We start from the raw sequence: 16203 nt of genomic DNA on the forward strand, positions 1-16203 counted from the left end.
CCCTGCCACCAACGACAAGGTCAACCCCGCACCGCCGACGCCGGCGGGGAGCCCGCTCAGCGCCGGGAGTCCGGCGCGGGAGGGGTGCGCAGCGTCAGGATCAGGTCCAGGACGAGCGCGGTCCAGCCCGTCTGATGGGCCGCGCCCAGGCCGGCGCCGGTGTCGCCGTGGAAGTACTCGTAGAACAGCAGCAGGTCGTGCCAGGCCCCGTCGCGCTGGAACAGCTCCACGTCGCCGAAGAACGGCCGGCGCCCGGACTCGTCGTTGAGGAACAGTTTGACCAGGCGGTGCGACAGGTCGTCGGCGACCGTCGCCAGTGTGGCCATCTTGCCGCTCTTCGCCGGGTACTCGACCTGCAGGTCGTCGCCGAAGAACTCGGCGAAGCGGCGGACCGCCTCGATCAGGATGTAGTTGACGGGCATCCAGATCGGGCCGCGCCAGTTGGAGTTGCCGCCGAAGAGGCCGCTCGTGGACTCGCCCGGCTCGTAGCCGACGGTGTACGCGTGGTCGCCCAGGTACACCGTGAAGGGCTCCTCCTTGTGGGCCCTGGACAGCGTCCGCAGCCCGTAGGGCGACAGGAACTCGTCCTCGTCGAGCATGCGCTGCAGGATGCGGATCAGCTGGTCGGGGCCGACCATCGAGAGCAGCCGCAGCTGCTGGCCGCCGCGGCTCTTCTTCGCGCCGACCACGTCGCCGTATTCGGGCTTGTTCGTCAGGAACCAGCGCAGGCGGGCGGCCACGTCGGGCAGGCGGCGCAGCGTCGACGAGCTGATGATCGTGGTCGCGGTGAGGGGGAGCAGGCCGACGACCGAGCGGACCTTCAGCGGGATCTGGTGGCCGTCGGCGGTGCGCAGGACGTCGTAGAAGAACGCCTCCTCCTCGTCCCACAGCCCGAACTCGTAGGCGGCGTCGGCGATGTACGCGAAGTGCTCCAGGAACTTCGCCGCGATGTCCTCGTAGACCCGGTCGTGCACGGCCAGGGTGAGCGACATGTCGAGGAGGTTCAGCGCGTACATCGCCATCCAGGCGGTGCCGTCGCTCTGCTCCAGCCGGCCGCCCACCGGCAGGGCCGCGGAGCGGTCGAACGGGCCGACGTTGTCCAGGCCGAGGAAGCCGCCCTCGAAGACGTTGTTGCCCTCGGCGTCCTTGCGGTTGACCCACCACGTGAAGTTGAGCAGCAGCTTGTGCAGGACCCGGGCCAGGAAGTCGAAGTCGTTCGAGCCGTCGAGGACGAAGACGCGCAGCGCCGCCCAGGCGTGGACCGGCGGGTTGACGTCGCCGAACGCCCACTCGTAGGCGGGAATCTGGCCGTTGGGGTGCATGTACCACTCGCGCAGGAGCAGCAGCAGCTGTTCCTTGGCGAACCCGGGATCGACGCGCGCGATGGCGACGCAGTGAAAGGCCAGATCCCAGGCGGCATACCAGGGGTACTCCCACGGGTCGGGCATCGACAGCACGTCGCAGCTGTTCATGTGCCACCAGTGGCTGTTGCGCCCGTATCGCCGGCTGTCCGGAGGCGGCTCCGACACCGGGTCGCCCTGCAGCCAGCGGGCCACGTCGAAGTGGAAGAACTGCTTGCCCCACATGAGCCCGGCGACGGCCTGCCGGACGATCATCTTCTCCTCGTCGGTGGCGGCCGCGGGGACGAGGGCGTCGAAGTAGGCGTCGGCCTCGGCCCGGCGGCGGCTCATCGTCGACTCGAAGTCGGCCTTCAGGTCGGCCGGGGCGAGGTCCTTGGCGCCGGGCGCGTTGAGGTTGAGCCGGAGGCGGATCTCGCGGGTGCCGCCGGGCTCGACGGTGAGCCGGTAGTGCAGCGCGCCCTTGGTGCCGACGCCCTCCGGGTTGACGCTGTCGGCGCCGTGGATGATGTGGTCGCCGATGCCGTCCTTGGGGTACTCCTCGCCCTCCTTGCCCCAGATCCGCGGCCCGTTCGTCTCGTTGTTGCAGAACAGCGGGCGGGGCGCGCCGTCGCCGGTCAGCGCCAGCCGGCCGAGCAGCCGGTGCTCGGCGAGCAGGCCGTTGTCCTTGGCCCGGATCTCCGGGCGGTAGTCGCGGCCGGGCAGGCCCCAGGCCCAGGTGTTGCGGAACCACAGGGTCGGCAGCACGTCGATGGTCGCCTCGTCGGGCCCCATGTTCTTCACGGTGATGCGGATGCACATGTCGGTCGGGCCGGCCTTGGCGTAGTCGGCCTCGACCGCCCAGTAGCGGTCCTCGTCGAAGATGCCGGTGTCGGCGAGCTCGTACTCCGGGTCGTTGCGCCCGCGCCGGCAGTTCTCGGCGACCAGGTCGTCGTACGGGAACGCCGCCTGCGGGTAGTGGTAGCGCCAGGTCATCCAGGAGTGCGTCGGGGTGGAGTCGACGTACCACCAGTACTCCTTGACGTCCTCACCGTGGTTGCCCAGGTCGCCGCCGAGGCCGAACATCCGCTCCTTGAGAATCGAGTCCTTGCCGTTCCACAGCGCGAGCGCGAAGGCGAACGTCTGCCGGTCGTCGCAGATCCCGGCCATGCCGTCCTCGTTCCACCGGTAGCACCGGGAACGGGCCTGGTCGTGCGGGAAGTAGTCCCAGGCATTGCCGTACGGGCTGTAATCCTCCCGGACCGTGCCCCAGGCTCGCTCGGACAGGTAGGGCCCCCAACCCCGCCATGGGCGCTCCCCGCTGTCGGCTTCCGCGAGCCGTCGGCGCTCGGCGTTCCCATCGTCCTCGATCACGCGGCTATTCTCCGTCGTTCATGTTTCGGTCAAGTTGAGCCCACCGGGCCCGAGCCCATATGCGGCTTTCGTTCCTACACCAAGATGCTCCTTGATCAATAATTTTGCGGGGACCCCCTCGTCGCCCGCCACCCGCAGCCACCAAGATTGTGCGCATGGTCATGTTCGGCGCGCAGGTATGTGGTGATTTGTCAGCCGGGGCGGCACGCGAGTGGCTCGTCCCGGACGGAACCGGCGGCTACGCCATGGGCACGGTCAGCGGGCTGCGGACCCGGCGGTATCACGGGCTGCTCGTCGCGGCCGAGCCCGGGCAGCCGTCCCGCCGGCACCTGGCCCTGGCCGCCCTCGACCCGGTGCTCACGCTGCCGTCCGGCGCCGAGGTCGAGCTCGCCGTGCACGAGTGGGCCGGCGGCGCGACAAGCCCGGCCGGCCACACGCTCCTGGAGCGCTTCGACATGGTCGACGGCCTGCCCCGCTGGCGCTGGCGGATCGGGCCGGTGGTGATCGAGCGCGAGCTGGCCATGGTCCACGGCCGCGCGCACGTCGGCGTCGTGCACCGGGTGCTCAGCGCGCCCGGCCCGGTGACGCTCAGCCTCAAGGCCCTTGTCACCTGGCGAGACGCGCACGGGGAGCGGACCGCCGCGGGCCCGGCGCCGCGCGTAGAGGCCCACGACGAAGGGGCCGTCGTCGAGGGCAGCTTCCGCCTGCAGGGGCCGGGCTTCGAGCAGATCTCGCAGTGGTACCGCGGCGCCTATGCGCGAGCCGAGGCCGAACGAGGCCTCCCGGCGGCCGAGGACCTGTGGTGCGCCGGCCGGTTCACCGAGCGCCTGGAGCCGGGCGAGGCCATCGCGGTCGAGGCGTGGACCGGCACCGGCGACGAGGCCCGGGGCGCCGAGTGGATCATCGAGCGGGCCCGGCGGCGCAACCGCTCCCTGACCCATGACGCGAGCGACGCGACCGACGCCGCACTGGTCCTCGCGGCCGATGCGTTCGTGGTGGGTGGTGCTGCCGGAGCGCCCGACGTCGTCGCCGGGTACCCCTGGTTCGGCGCCTGGTCGCGCGACACCATGACCTCGTACGAGGGGCTGTTCCTGGCCACCGGCTGGTACGACGAGGGCCGCGAGCTGCTGCGCGCCTACGCCGCCACCCTCGACGGCGGGATGCTCGCCAACACCGCCGACACCGGCCGGACCGAGCACAACACCGTCGACGCCACGCTGTGGTTCCTGCACGCCGTCGAGCGGCACGTCGATGGCACCGGCGACGACGAACTGGCGGTCGAGGTCCTGCCCGCCCTCGACGAGATCGTCGCGGCCCACCTGCGCGGCACCCGCTACGGCATCCGGGTCGACGGTGACGGGCTGATCACGCAGGGCGCTCCCGGCGTCGCGCTCACCTGGATGGACGCCCGGGTGGGGGAGATCCCGATCACACCCCGGGTCGGCAAGCCGGTCGAGGTGAACGTGCTGTGGATCAACGGCCTGGCCGCGATCGTGGCCCTCAAGGAGCGCCTCGGGCGGGACCCGGGGGCGCTGCCGGCGCTGCTGGACCGGGCCCGGGCAAGCTTCGGGAGCCGGTTTCCGATCGCCGGACCGTTGCACTCCGCAATGGGGCTGCAGGATGCAAGGCCGCTCTACGACGTGGTCGACGGGCCCGGCGGCGACGACCCGGCGCTGCGCCCGAACCAACTGCTGGCGTGGAGCCTCCCGCGCGGGCCGATGCGCGGGCAGGCGGTACCCGCCGAGGTGTCTGGCCTGATCACGCCGCTCGGGCCACGCAGTTTGGCGGTCGGGGAAGCGGCCTACATCGGCGCGCACCGGGGCGGCCCGGCCGAGCGGGACGCGGCCTATCATCAGGGCACCGTCTGGCCCTGGATGATCGGCCCATACGTGGATGCCCACTCGGCTACATCTGCAAAAAATCACGGTGCGCTACTGGAAGGTATCGAAGCACATCTGTGGGAATGGGGTGTAGGTTCGGTCAGCGAGACCGCCGACGGGGACGCGCCGCACCGGGCCACCGGATGTCCGTTCCAAGCCTGGTCGGTCGCGGAGGCCCTCCGCGTTCGAAGGAATGTCGGCTGACCGTTACACCCTAGAAATGTGATTTGCCGCCCCGGTAACCCTGGCGGGGCAGGATGAGTCATATACCCACCCAACAGCTCACACGCAGGGGTTATAGCGCGTGTGTATTTCAGGCTGCCGTGGGTACATGGGCGAGCGTTTTGATCAAAAACATCTGGTGGGGGCGGCCACGTGAACGAGACCGGCGGGACAGGATTCCGGCTACCGATGCGCATTCTGATGTTGTCGTGGGAGTACCCGCCGGTGGTCGTCGGCGGGCTCGGGCGGCACGTGCACGCGCTGGCCACCTCGCTGGTGGCGGCGGGCAACGAGGTGACGGTCGTGACGCGGCACGCGCCGGGGGCGCCCCTGGAGGAGTACTCGGAGGGCGTGCGGATCGTCCGCGCGGCCGAGGACCCGCCGCTGTTCCCGCTCGCGACGTCGACGCTGCTGGCCTGGACGATGGCGTTCAACCACACGCTGACCCGGGCCGCGCTGCGGGCCGCGGCCACCGGTGAGTACGACGTGATCCACGCCCACGACTGGCTCGTCACCCACACGGCGGTCACCCTCAAGGAGAGCCTCGACCTGCCGCTCGTGGCCACGATCCACGCCACCGAGGCCGGCCGGCACCAGGGCTGGCTGCCCGACGAGATGAACAAGTGCATTCACTCGGTCGAGTGGTGGCTCGGGCACGAGGCGTGCCGGGTCATCGTCTGCTCGGAGTACATGCGCTGGGAGGTCACCCGCCTGCTCGACCTCGCGCCCACCCGCGTGTCGGTCGTCGCCAACGGGGTCGACGCGAGCGTCTGGCGGGCGCCGTCCCGGGCGGTCAACGCGGCCCGCGCGCGCTTCGCGGGGGACGGGCCGCTGCTCGGGTACGCCGGCCGCCTCGTCTACGAGAAGGGCGTCCAGGACCTCATCTCCGCCCTGCCCGAGCTGCGCGCCCGGCACAACGGGCTGCGCGTCGTCATCGCCGGCGACGGCCCGCACAAGGGCGAGCTGCTGGAGGAGGTGCGGCGGCTGAAGCTGCAGCGCGCGGTCAGCTTCGCCGGGTTCATGGGCGAGGGTGAGCTGCCCGCGCTCATGGCCGCCACCGACGCGCTCGTCGTGCCGAGCATCTACGAGCCGTTCGGCATGGTCGCCCTCGAAGGGGCCTCGGCCGGGGCGCCCCTCGCCGTCGCCGCGACCGGCGGGCTGGCCGAGATCGTCGAGCCCGGCGTCACCGGTGTGACATTCCCGGCCAAGACCCCCGACGCGCTGGCCGCCTCGGTCGGCACGCTGCTGGAGGACGAGCCGTTCGCCCGCCGCGTCGCCAAGCAGGCCCGGTCCATGGTCTCCGAGCGCTACGGCTGGTCGACGATCGCCGCCGACACGGCCGACGTATACGGCACCGCGGTGACCGAGGCCCCCGGGTTCGCCGCGAAGCAGGCCGCGGCGTTCCTCGAGAACGGCCGCCCGAAGGTCGTCGTCCCGGACGGCAACCTGCTCACGATGTAAGGATCGGGTCCGGATGCATCCGGTTCCCGAACACCCCGGCGAAGGATTTTGCCGGGGTGTTGTCACGAACTGCGGCATTTTGGGTCTCGCCATGCCGTTCCGCTCCCGGTACGGTTTCCCAGGAACAACGACCGGAATCGATCAGGACGGCAACTGGGTTGAGTGGCAGCGCCGATGAGGTCCTCGGCAACCGATACCGCCTGATCGCTCCCGTCGGCAGTGGCGGCATGGCGGTCGTCTGGCGCGCCCGGGATCTGGTCCTCGACCGGGACGTCGCCGTCAAGCTCCTCGCCGGGGAGCTGGCGAACAAGCCCGGCAACCGCGAGCGGATCCGCTCCGAGGCCCAGGTCGTCGCCCGCCTGCAGCACCCCAACATCACCGCCGTGCACGACTACGGCGAGGCCGGGGACGTCTCCGCCGGGCGCACCGGGCGCCGCCCCTACGTCGTCATGGAGCTCCTCGAGGGCGAGCTGCTCTCCGACCGGCTGCGCAGCGGGCCGATGTCCTGGCGCCGGGCCACCCAGATCTGCGCCCAGGTCGCGGCCGGGCTCGCCGCCGCGCACGAGAGCGGCGTCGTGCACCGCGACATCAAGCCGAGCAACGTCATGCTCGTGGCGTCCGGGGCGAAGATCCTCGACTTCGGCGTGGCCGGGCTGGCCGGCTCCTTCGACCCCGACGACGAGCGCGACGGCACCGTCTTCGGCACCCCCGCCTACCTGGCCCCGGAGCGCCTCCTCGGCGGCGGGGTGGTCTCCGCCACCGACGTGTACACCGTCGGGCTGCTCGCCTACCGCTGCCTCACCGACCGGCTGCCCTGGCACGCGGACACCCCGACGCAGATGATCGCCAATCACGTGTACGAGCCGCCGAACCCGCTGCCGGACATCCCCGGGATGCCGGCCGAGGTGGCCCGGCTCATCACGCGCTGCCTGGCCAAGGACCCCGACAGCCGCCCGTCCGCGGCCGAGGTCGCCGGCATCCTGGCCGCCGCGACGGGCATCCACGTTGTGCTCCCCGGCGAGGACGGCCTGGCCACCCAGGAGGTGCATGCGCCGCCGGCCAGCGAGATCACGCCGGTCCCACGGCGCGCGGAGTTACCCCGGCGGGCTACCGGCGGGGGCAGCCATCACCGGCCCCCGAACCCGATGGCCCGGCGCACCTGGACCGCTGTCATCGCCGCCGTCGCCGTGGCCGGCGCGACCACCGGCATGATCATCTGGAAGCCGTGGGCGCCGAAGCCCGCGTGCAACGTCGACTTCTACATCCACCCGCAGGAACTGCCGGGCATCGACAAGGCGTTCGAGGCCCGCGCTACTGTGGCCAACATCGGCAACCGCACGCTCGACCCCTGGTATCTGTCCTTCCTCTTCCGGGGCGGTCAGCAGGTCGACCGCGTCGAGGGCGCCGGCTGGGAGCAGGCCGTGGGCGGTCTCAAGATCACCGGGCCGGCGGCGCTCCCGCCCGGCAAGGCGGTCACGATCGGCGTCTACGGCCACGGCGGTGTCGTGGTCAACAACCGGCCGCCGCTCCCGCCGAGCGACTTCGTGCTCAACGACACCGGCTGCGACGTGCGCTTCGAGATGCGCGGCCCGGACGATCAGCTCCCGGGCATCAGCGAGATCATGGACGCGCCGCCGGACGCGTCGCGCCCGCCGACCGGCCAGCCGCCGGGCCCGCAGCCCGGCGGCGGCAACGGCGACCCCGGCGGGCCGCAGCCCGGCTTCGACCCCAACGACCCCGGCCGGAGGCCGGACCGCAGCCCGCAGCCCGGCCAGTCCACCCCGCCGGCCTACCTGCGGACCACCCAGCCCGCCCAGCGCACCCGCCGCGGGCGGCATGCCTGAGGTTCAGGGCCCCGTCGGCTTCGTGTTCGGCGGCGGGGGAGTGCTCGGCGCCTACGAGGTCGGCATGGTGCGCGCGGTCCTGCACCACGGCATCCGGCCCGACTTCGTCATCGGCACCTCGATCGGCGCGCTCAACGGCGCCGCCGTGGCCGCCGCGCCGGACGAGCACGTCGCCGCGCGGCTCACCGAGATGTGGGCGTCGCCGCAGGCCCGCACCGTCTACGGCGACTCACTGCCCAGGCAGCTCGGCCGGTTCGCCCGCAGCACCCACCTGCACTCGCCGGACCCGCTGCGCCGGATGCTCGAGCACCACCTCGGCGCGGACACGACGTTCGCCGACCTCGCGGTCCCGTTCCAGTGCTGCGCGGCGAGCATCGAGCGGGCCGCCGAGCACTGGTTCTCGTCGGGCCCGCTCATCGACGCCGTGCTCGCATCCTCCGCGGTGCCGGGGCTGCTGCCGCCGGTACACCTGGGGGACGAGCATTTCATCGACGGCGGCATCGTCAACTCCGTGCCCGTCGGGCGGGCCGTGGCGCTCGGGGCGAGGACCGTCTTCGTCATGCAGGTCGGGCGCGTCGAACGCCCCCTGCGCCCGCCGCGGCGGCCCTGGGAGGTCGCCCAGGTGGCGTTCGAGGTCGCCCGCCGGCACCGTTTCGCGCGCGAGATGGAGGAGACCCCGGACGGCGTGACCGTGCACGTGCTGCCCACCGGCGGCGGCTCCGCGAAGGACGACTCGCCGCTGTCGTACCGCCGGATCGAGCTCGCCCGCGGCCGGATCGAGCGGGCGTACGAGGCGACCTGCGCGTATCTCGAGGCGCTGGACTAGCCGTGCCGCCCCGCTGGATTCGCCGCCTGATCATCACCCCCGTGGCCCTGGTCCTGATGGTCGCGGTGCTGGCCACGATGCCCGTCTGGCTCCTGCTGGCCGCCGCCCTCAGCCCGCTCGGCTCCGGCCGCCTGCGGGCCCTGCGGGTGACGTGGATGATGGCGGTGTACCTCTTCATGGAGGCTCTGGCGCTCGTCGTGCTCTTCGCCCTGTGGGTGGCCAGCGGCTTCGGCTGGCGTCTGCGCGGCCCCGGGTTCCAGCGCCTGCACTACGTCTTCATCGGCCGCATCCTGAAGGTCGCGTTCCACCAGGCGCGCTTCGCGCTGCGCGTGAAGGTCGCCGTCGTCGGCACCGCCCCCGACGTCGCCGCCCCCGGCCAGCCGGAGCTGGTCTTCTCCCGCCACGCCGGCCCCGGCGACTCCTTCCTGCTGATCCACGCACTGGTCAACTGGTTCGACCGCGAGCCGCGCATCGTGCTCAAGCAGACCCTGCAGTGGGACCCCGTCATCGACGTCCTGCTCAACCGCCTCCCCAACCACTTCGTCGCCGTGGGTGCCGGCAGCGAGGAGCGCATCGCCGAGCTCTCCACCGGCCTGGACGAGAACGACGTCCTGGTCCTCTTCCCCGAGGGCGGCAACTTCACCCCGAGCCGCCGCGTCCGCGCGATCCAGCGCCTGCGCGACCTGGGCCTGACCGCGATGGCCGAGCGGGCCGAGCGCATGCGCCACGTCCTGGCCCCCCGCCCGGGCGGCACGCTGGCCGCCCTGGACGCCGCCCCGGAGGCCGGCGTCATCTGGGTCGCCCACACCGGCCTGGACAAGCTCCTGACGATCGGCGACGTCTGGTCCCACCTGCCGCTCGACCTGACCATCACCATGCGCTGGTGGTCGGTGGAGCCGTCCGAGATCCCGGCGGGCGAGCAGGAGCGCATCGAGTGGCTGTACGAGTGGTGGGCCCGCATCGACGAGTGGATCGGCCACCACAACCCGTGACCGGCGGCCCGTGGGCCGTAGGCAAGAATGGTCCGATGCGATTCGGCGTACTGGGCACTGGACACTGGGCGACTGTCACACAGGCGGCCGCGCTGGCGACACACCCCTCGGCGACGCTTGCCGGCGTCTGGGGCCGCAGCCCCGACAAGGCCGCCGACCTGGGCTCCCGCTACGGCGTTCCCGCCTACGCGGACGTCGAGGAGCTCTTCGCCGCCGTCGACGCCGTGGCCATCGCCCTGCCCCCGGACGTCCAGGCCCCGCTGGCCGTCCGCGCCGCCCGCGCCGGCAAGCACCTGCTGCTGGACAAGCCCCTGGCCCTGGACCCGGCCGCGGCCGACGAGGTGGTGGCCGCGGCCGCCACCGCCGGCGTGGCCACCGTCGTGTTCTTCACGAACCGCTTCGTCCCGTCGGTCGACACGTTCCTGACCGCGAACGCCGAGCTGGGCGGCTGGTACGCCGCCCACGGCACGATGTACGCCTCGATCTTCCAGCCGGGCAACCCCTACGCCGGCTCCCTCTGGCGCAAGGAGCACGGCGGTCTGTGGGATCTGGGCCCGCACGCCCTGTCGGTGGTACTGCCACTGCTCGGCCCGGTCCTCGACCTCTCCGCCGCCGAGGGCCCGCGCGACACTGCCCACCTGCTGCTGCGCCACGAGAACGGCGCCGCGAGCACGCTCTCCCTGACCGTGGACGCCGCGCCGGACGCCACGAGCTTCGGCTTCTCGTACTTCGGCGAGCACGGCGCCACCACCCTCCCCCCGTGGGACGTCAACCAGGTGGAGGCCTTCGGGAACGCGGTGACGGCCCTGATGGATGTCGCCGCCACAGGCCGCCGCCACCCCTGCGACGCCGCCCTCGGCGCCCAGGTGACCCACATCCTCGCCGCCGCCGAGCAGGCCCGCCGCACGTCGACGATCGTGGCCGTCTGACGCCGTCGGCGGGCCGCCCGGTGCTCGGCGGGCCGGGCGGGAGTCATCGCATCCGGCCCATGGCGCTGCGGAGGCGGGACAGGTCGCGGAGGCGGCGCTCGTAGGTAACGGCGAGCCCCACCAGCAGGGCGCCGGCCACGGCGAGGGGGGCCCAGCGCGGCAGGCGGTCCCAGAACAGCAGTACCTCGTGCCAGGCCAGCACCGCGAGGACGGCGCCGCCGGCCGCGATCGGGGACTTCAGGCGCCAGCGCGCGCCGGCGAGGACCACCGCGACAGCGGCCGCCCCCAGCAGCAGGCGGCGGACCGGCTCGCCCTCGTCGACCACGACGAGCGCGAGGCTGGGCAGGAACCCGAACAGCAGCGCGGGGCCGAACGCGACCCAGCTGGTCAGGCCCGGGCTGCGGCGGGCCGCCAGCCACCCGGCGACGAGCGCGGCCAGGCCGATCGGTGCCGTGTACGCCTCGGTAAGTGTCGACTCCCGCGCCACCAGCACCAGCTCGTAGGCGACGAGCTCGGCGACCACCGCGGCCACCGCGTGAGCCGTGCGGTGCGCTCCGGCCAGGGCCCGCACCCCCAGCGCCAGGCCCCAGAGCCCGGCGATCCCCGCGGCGGCGGCCAGGTCGGCCACGGCCAGCAGGAACGCCACCGCGGCCACGGCGTGCGCGAGCGCGTCGAGGAGCCGGCCTTCGCCCGGCCGGCGCCGCAGCAGGAAGCCACCGGCGAAGGCCGCGCCGGCCGCCGCCAGCACCAGGTACGCCGTGGCCCGCAGCGGCAGGTCCGCGGCCTGGCCGGCCGCGAACGCCAGCCACGCCCCGCCCGCCCCGGCCGCGAACCAGGCGAGCATCCGGGAGGTGATGGTCCGCCCGGCGATCCCGGTGAACGCGGCGGCGACCGTGATGACGCCGAGCGCGGCAAGTGTCGACCAGGCCGCGGCCAGACAGCCGGCCAGCCCCGGAACGATCCCGGACCAGCAGGTGAGCGCCCCCGTCACGGTCCCCGGCGACGGTTTGCGCAGCGCGGCGCCGATCGCGGTGGCGATGCCGCCGGCAAGCGTCAGCGCCGGTACCGCCGGCCAGGGCGCCCCCGCCGCGATGCATCCGAGCACGGCCCCGAGCAGCACGGGCGGCGCCGCCAGGCTCCACCGGGACAGCCCGAACCGCCCGGCCGCGAGCACCGCCAGCACGGCGAGCAGCCCGAGCGTCACGGCCGAGGCCGCGGCACCCAGCGCCGGTGGCTGACCGTCCCACCAGCCGGTGCCGTCCGCCCCGAGCCCGACCCCGGCCGGCGCCCCCTGCCAGACCGCCCCGAGCCACGTCAACGGCCGCAGCAGCGCCTCGATCACCGCCGGCGCCAGCGACACCAGCACGAGCAGCGCCGGCACGACAGCGGCCACGGCATGCACGGGCCCGGCAGCCTGGTGGTCGGAGGCGGCGGGCGCGGTGGGCGGCTTGCGGAAGGCGCGGGCGTCCGACGCGAGCCAGACGCCGAGCAGGGCGGCCGCGCCATAGACGCCGAACCAGGTCTGCCCGCCGTTCGCCGAGGACTGGACCACGGCCGCGATCGTCACACCCGCGCCGGCCGTGGCGGTGGCGACGGTGCCGGCGTTCCCGGCCCGGCTCCCCAGCACGACGGCGGCCGCGACGACGAGGGCCAGGCCCGCCGTGGCGCCCGCGAGCGCCGGCGGGATCGGCCCCGATGCCGCCGTGCCGAGCGACGACAGCCGGAACGCGGCGGCGCCCAGGATCGGCAGGGTCAGCAGCGCGACGGCGGCGGACGCGAGGCCCACCGCGCGCCCGGTCGCCCGGACCGCGACGGCCGTGGCCAGGGCGGCGAGCAGGGCCTGGGTCAGCAGCGTGGCGAGCGGTGAGACGAGGCCGGTGACGGCCAGGTGCGCGCCCACGACCGGCGCGGCGGCGAGGGCGAGCGTCCGGTGCGAAGCCCACAGCAGGGCAGTCGCGGTGAGCAGGACGAGCGCGGCGCCGTCGACGGCGGCGGCCAGGGCCGGGCCGCCCGGCACGCAGGCCGGGCCGGCGAACGTGAGGAGCACGAGCGCGGTCCACAGCACTGCCCGGTGCCGCAGCGCCAGCCAGAAGGCGCCGGCCAGGATCAGCAGGGCGGCCGGCTCCTGCCAGTCGAAGAGGCGGCCGGGCCCGGCCGGGTCCGGGTGCCACGCGGGGAGGGCGTGGGCGGCCGAGCGGCCGGCGGCGAGGAGGGCGAACAGCGCGTACGGGGCCGCGAACGCCGCGGTCACCACGAGCGCCCCGACCCGCGCGCCGGCGCGGAAGCGCTCCGGGACCGCGAACGCCGCGGCGATCAGCAGCAGCGCCAGCGCGGCGAACGCCACGTACCGCTGGTGCGGGAGCACCTCCGCGACCAGCCGGGCGCCGGCCAGGGCGACGATCCCCACGGCGATGCCGGCGGCCGGGTGCGCGGTGCGCGGGTGCATCGATCCGGCCCCGACGACCAGCGCGGCCAGCAGCGCCATCACCGAGGCGATGCGCACCGCCGCCGGTACGCCATCCACAGTGGCCAGTGCATGCAGCGCGGGCGGCAGCGTGGCGAGGGCGGCGGCACCCGCGGCGAACCAGGCGAGCGGCTCGACGGTCCGGGCCAGCAGCAGGTTGAGCCCGGCCGCGCCGGCGAACACCAGGGCCCAGCCGGTGGCGCCGGACCCGTGGTGCAGCGCGAGCAGCGGCAGCACCGGCTGGACCGCGAGGACGGCGGCCAGGCGCGGCGCCCGCAGTCCGGTCAGCGCCGCATAGCCGCCCGCGACACCGGCAGTGACGGCGAACGTGATGCCCGCGTAGGTCGTCGGGATCGTGGCGTCGGCCAGCCCGGCGAGGTTGACGTACCACGCCGCGTAACCGTCGAGCACGACCAGCAGCAGCCCGAGCGCGGCGAACGTCTCCGCGGTGGCGCGCAGCCCCCGGCGCTCGACGAGCGGCGGCACGGCGAGCGTCACGAGCGTGATGACCGCGAGGACGGCGGCCCGGCCGAGCACGCCGAAGCTGGCCCAGGCGACGGCCGTGAAGACGATCGCCGCCGCCCCCAGCAGCAGCCCGCCGAGGATGAACAGCAGATTCTGCACCGTGCGCGGCGCCGCTTCCGGCCGCCGGGCGAAGCCGCCGGCCGCGTCGGGACCTGGCGCACCGGCGTCGGCGGCGACGGGGCCGGCAGCGACGAAGCCGGGCGTGGAGGGTGCCGGGCCGGCCGCGGGAGCGGGAGCGGGCGCCGGGCGGCGGTACGCGGCGGCGGCCACCTCGGCCTTGATGCGGGCCGCGAGCTGATTGCGCCGGGAGACGGTCTCGTTGTAGCGCAGCACCGCGGAGCCGAGGCGGGTGCGCGCCGCCTCGACCTCGGCGTGCAGCCGCTGCGTCTCCCCGTTGAGGCGGACGACCTCCGCGGCGTCGGGGAACGGCGGCCGCCCGCAGTTGCCGCAGCCCGACTCGAGGCCGGCCGGCGCACCGCAGAACGGACACGGATAGCTCACCATGCCAGTCAGCGTGCGGCACCGTGGCGTCCGGCGAATCGGCTGCGGTACTCAAACCGGGCCTGAGTACCCCGACTTTGTGTCCGGCGCCGGGGAGGGCATGCTGACCGGATGCGGTTGCTGACCGAGGTCGAGTACAAGGCGACGATGGAGCCGGAGCCGGTCCAGCTCGGGCCGGACGCCGACCCCCCGTTCGACTTCTGGCCCTACTTCGACCGGATCCCGCCGGGCGACCTGCAGGGGCACGACTTCTCCGAGGGCGTCGTCACCTACGCCTGGCACATGCCGCTGGGCAACCTGCAGCACGTCCTGGTCAACTGCGAGCAGCCCAGCGTGTTCCTGGTGCTGGTCCTGGACCTCGCCGGCAACCGCGTCCTCGGCCACTACCTGCTGGACATCCTGCGGGTCCAGGACCGGGCCTAGTACTCCAACGTCACTTCGCGGCTGGGTGCGGCGTGGCGTGGGCATGAAGACGGCCACCGCGGTGATCATCGATGGTTTGTGAAGACAAAAGAAGATCAAGCGGTGGCCGCGTGCCACAGCGTAGACCCTGAGCGGTGGGGTGCGCTGCTCGACACTGGCATGGCCCGCATCGCCGGCCGGTTCGCCCGAGCCGAGGTCCGCCGGACCGCGGCGGCGTTCGTCGCGGGTCTGCTCTCCACGGTAGAACGCAAGACCTGCTGGTCCTTGGCCGAGCACGCCGGGCATCCGGATCCGCAGCCGATGCAACGGTTGCTGCGTAAGGCGGTGTGGGACGCCGACGCCGTCCGAGACGACACCCGCGACCTGCTGCTCGAACAGGTCAGTCACGCCGACGGCGTGCTGATCGTCGATGAGACCGGCTTCGTCAAGAAAGGCCGATCCTCGGTCGGGGTCCAGCGGCAGTACACCGGTACCGCGGGCCGGATCGAGAACAGCCAGGTCGCGGTGTTCCTGGCCTACGCCTCCCCGCGCGGTCGTGGTCTGATCGACCGGCGGCTCTACCTGCCCGAAGCCAACTGGTGTAACCAGCCAGACCGGCGCGCCCGAGCCGGCGTGCCCGACGACACCGTGTTCGCCACCAAACCGGCCCTGGCCCGGCAGATGCTCACTGCCGCGTCCGTCGCCGGCGTTGCAGCCAGCTGGGTCACCGCTGATGAGGTCTACGGCGCCGACCCCGACCTGCGCGCCGACCTCGAAGCCCGTGGTGTCGGCTACGTCCTGGCGATCGGCTGCGACCGGCGAGTCCGCATCAACCACGGCCGCACCATCATCCGCGCCGACACCCTGACCGCCCGTGTCCCCGCCGGCAGCTGGCAGACACACAGCTGCGGCCCGGGCGCGAAAGGACCACGCACCTACCAGTGGGCCTGGATCACCACCGCCACCCATCCCGGCGAGCATCGCTGGCTGCTCGTGCGCCGCAACCCGCACACCGGCGAAGTCGCGTTCTACCTGTGCTGGTCACCCCGGCCGGTGCCGCTGCGCGTGCTGGTCCGGGTCGCGGGCAGCCGATGGAGCGTCGAAGAACTTTTCCAGACCGGCAAGAACGAGATCGGCCTGGACCACTACCAGGTCCAGACCTGGACCAGCTGGCACCGGTTCATCACCCTGGCCATGCTCGCCCTCGCCCTGCTCACCACGCTCGTCCCAGCACCCGAGCCGGTCACCGAACCCGACCTGCAAAGCCCCACGATCGCGCTCACCGTGCCCGAGACCCGCCGCCTCCTCAACGCCCTGACCCTCCACCGACCCATCGATCCCAGCCACGCCCTGCGCTGGTCACTTTGGCGACGAACCGTCCAAGCCCGCGCCCGCCGATCCCACTACCAGCGCAGACTCACACGCAACGGCTGAAGTGACGTTGGA

General features: G+C 73.2%; 10 protein-coding genes. 8 read left to right on the forward strand and 2 right to left on the reverse strand.

Annotated elements, in window-relative coordinates; translation table 11 throughout:
• Positions 1-56: 56 nt before the first annotated feature.
• A complete protein-coding gene (locus Dvina_RS11420; RefSeq protein WP_246656154.1) occupies positions 57-2711 on the reverse strand; it encodes an MGH1-like glycoside hydrolase domain-containing protein in 2655 nt (884 codons plus the stop codon).
• A gap of 155 nt (positions 2712-2866) precedes the next feature.
• Here Dvina_RS11420 and Dvina_RS11425 point away from each other — a divergent pair, with 155 nt between their 5' ends.
• The 6 genes from Dvina_RS11425 to Dvina_RS11450 all read left to right on the forward strand — a co-directional run bounded on the left by Dvina_RS11425 (position 2867) and on the right by Dvina_RS11450 (position 10865).
• Positions 2867-4795 carry an amylo-alpha-1,6-glucosidase gene (locus Dvina_RS11425; RefSeq protein ID WP_380030962.1) on the forward strand — a complete coding sequence of 643 codons (1929 nt, stop codon included), beginning with the start codon at positions 2867-2869 and terminating at the stop codon, positions 4793-4795.
• Positions 4796-5002: 207 nt separating this feature from the next.
• Positions 5003-6274 (forward strand): glycosyltransferase family 4 protein, encoded by a 1272-nt coding sequence (locus Dvina_RS11430; protein WP_223102425.1) that lies wholly within the window; start codon positions 5003-5005, stop codon positions 6272-6274.
• Positions 6275-6501: 227 nt separating this feature from the next.
• A complete protein-coding gene (locus Dvina_RS11435) occupies positions 6502-8118 on the forward strand; it encodes a serine/threonine-protein kinase (RefSeq protein ID WP_223102426.1) in 1617 nt (538 codons plus the stop codon).
• The gene (locus tag Dvina_RS11440; RefSeq protein ID WP_223102427.1) at positions 8111-8944 is read left to right on the forward strand and encodes a patatin-like phospholipase family protein; all 834 of its coding nucleotides are present in this window, start codon (positions 8111-8113) and stop codon (positions 8942-8944) included. The genes Dvina_RS11435 and Dvina_RS11440 overlap by 8 nt, the downstream gene beginning before the upstream one ends.
• A gap of 56 nt (positions 8945-9000) precedes the next feature.
• On the forward strand, positions 9001-9936 hold the full coding sequence (locus tag Dvina_RS11445) for a 1-acyl-sn-glycerol-3-phosphate acyltransferase (protein ID WP_223105469.1): 936 nt from the start codon (positions 9001-9003) through the stop codon (positions 9934-9936).
• Positions 9937-9971: 35 nt separating this feature from the next.
• The gene (locus Dvina_RS11450; protein ID WP_223102428.1) at positions 9972-10865 is read left to right on the forward strand and encodes a Gfo/Idh/MocA family protein; all 894 of its coding nucleotides are present in this window, start codon (positions 9972-9974) and stop codon (positions 10863-10865) included.
• 43 nt (positions 10866-10908) lie between these two features.
• Here the strand turns inward: Dvina_RS11450 and Dvina_RS11455 are convergent, their stop codons facing one another.
• Positions 10909-14358, reverse strand: coding sequence for an SCO7613 C-terminal domain-containing membrane protein (locus tag Dvina_RS11455; RefSeq protein ID WP_223102429.1), 3450 nt, complete (start codon positions 14356-14358; stop codon positions 10909-10911).
• Between the two features lie 108 nt (positions 14359-14466).
• Here Dvina_RS11455 and Dvina_RS11460 point away from each other — a divergent pair, with 108 nt between their 5' ends.
• Entirely contained in the window at positions 14467-14778 is a 312-nt protein-coding gene (locus tag Dvina_RS11460; protein WP_223102430.1) for a hypothetical protein, read from the forward strand.
• Between the two features lie 159 nt (positions 14779-14937).
• Positions 14938-16191, forward strand: a complete 1254-nt coding sequence (locus tag Dvina_RS11465) for an IS701 family transposase (RefSeq protein ID WP_223094306.1) — start codon at positions 14938-14940, stop codon at positions 16189-16191.
• Positions 16192-16203 lie beyond the last annotated feature (12 nt).

Source organism: Dactylosporangium vinaceum, assembly GCF_019904175.1.
In the GTDB taxonomy this organism is placed as follows: domain Bacteria; phylum Actinomycetota; class Actinomycetes; order Mycobacteriales; family Micromonosporaceae; genus Dactylosporangium; species Dactylosporangium vinaceum.

What these genes read in the sequence shown, in the direction of transcription:
- Dvina_RS11425 (WP_380030962.1), top strand. Translation starts at nt 2,867, where the DNA reads ATGGTCATGTTCGGCGCGCAGGTATGTGGTGATTTGTCAGCCGGGGCG.
- Dvina_RS11430 (WP_223102425.1), top strand. Translation starts at nt 5,003, where the DNA reads ATGCGCATTCTGATGTTGTCGTGGGAGTACCCGCCGGTGGTCGTCGGC.
- Dvina_RS11435 (WP_223102426.1), top strand. Translation starts at nt 6,502, where the DNA reads ATGGCGGTCGTCTGGCGCGCCCGGGATCTGGTCCTCGACCGGGACGTC.
- Dvina_RS11440 (WP_223102427.1), top strand. Translation starts at nt 8,111, where the DNA reads ATGCCTGAGGTTCAGGGCCCCGTCGGCTTCGTGTTCGGCGGCGGGGGA.
- Dvina_RS11445 (WP_223105469.1), top strand. Translation starts at nt 9,001, where the DNA reads ATGGTCGCGGTGCTGGCCACGATGCCCGTCTGGCTCCTGCTGGCCGCC.
- Dvina_RS11450 (WP_223102428.1), top strand. Translation starts at nt 9,972, where the DNA reads ATGCGATTCGGCGTACTGGGCACTGGACACTGGGCGACTGTCACACAG.
- Dvina_RS11455 (WP_223102429.1), bottom strand. Translation starts at nt 14,358, where the DNA reads ATGGTGAGCTATCCGTGTCCGTTCTGCGGTGCGCCGGCCGGCCTCGAG.
- Dvina_RS11460 (WP_223102430.1), top strand. Translation starts at nt 14,467, where the DNA reads ATGCGGTTGCTGACCGAGGTCGAGTACAAGGCGACGATGGAGCCGGAG.
- Dvina_RS11465 (WP_223094306.1), top strand. Translation starts at nt 14,938, where the DNA reads ATGGCCCGCATCGCCGGCCGGTTCGCCCGAGCCGAGGTCCGCCGGACC.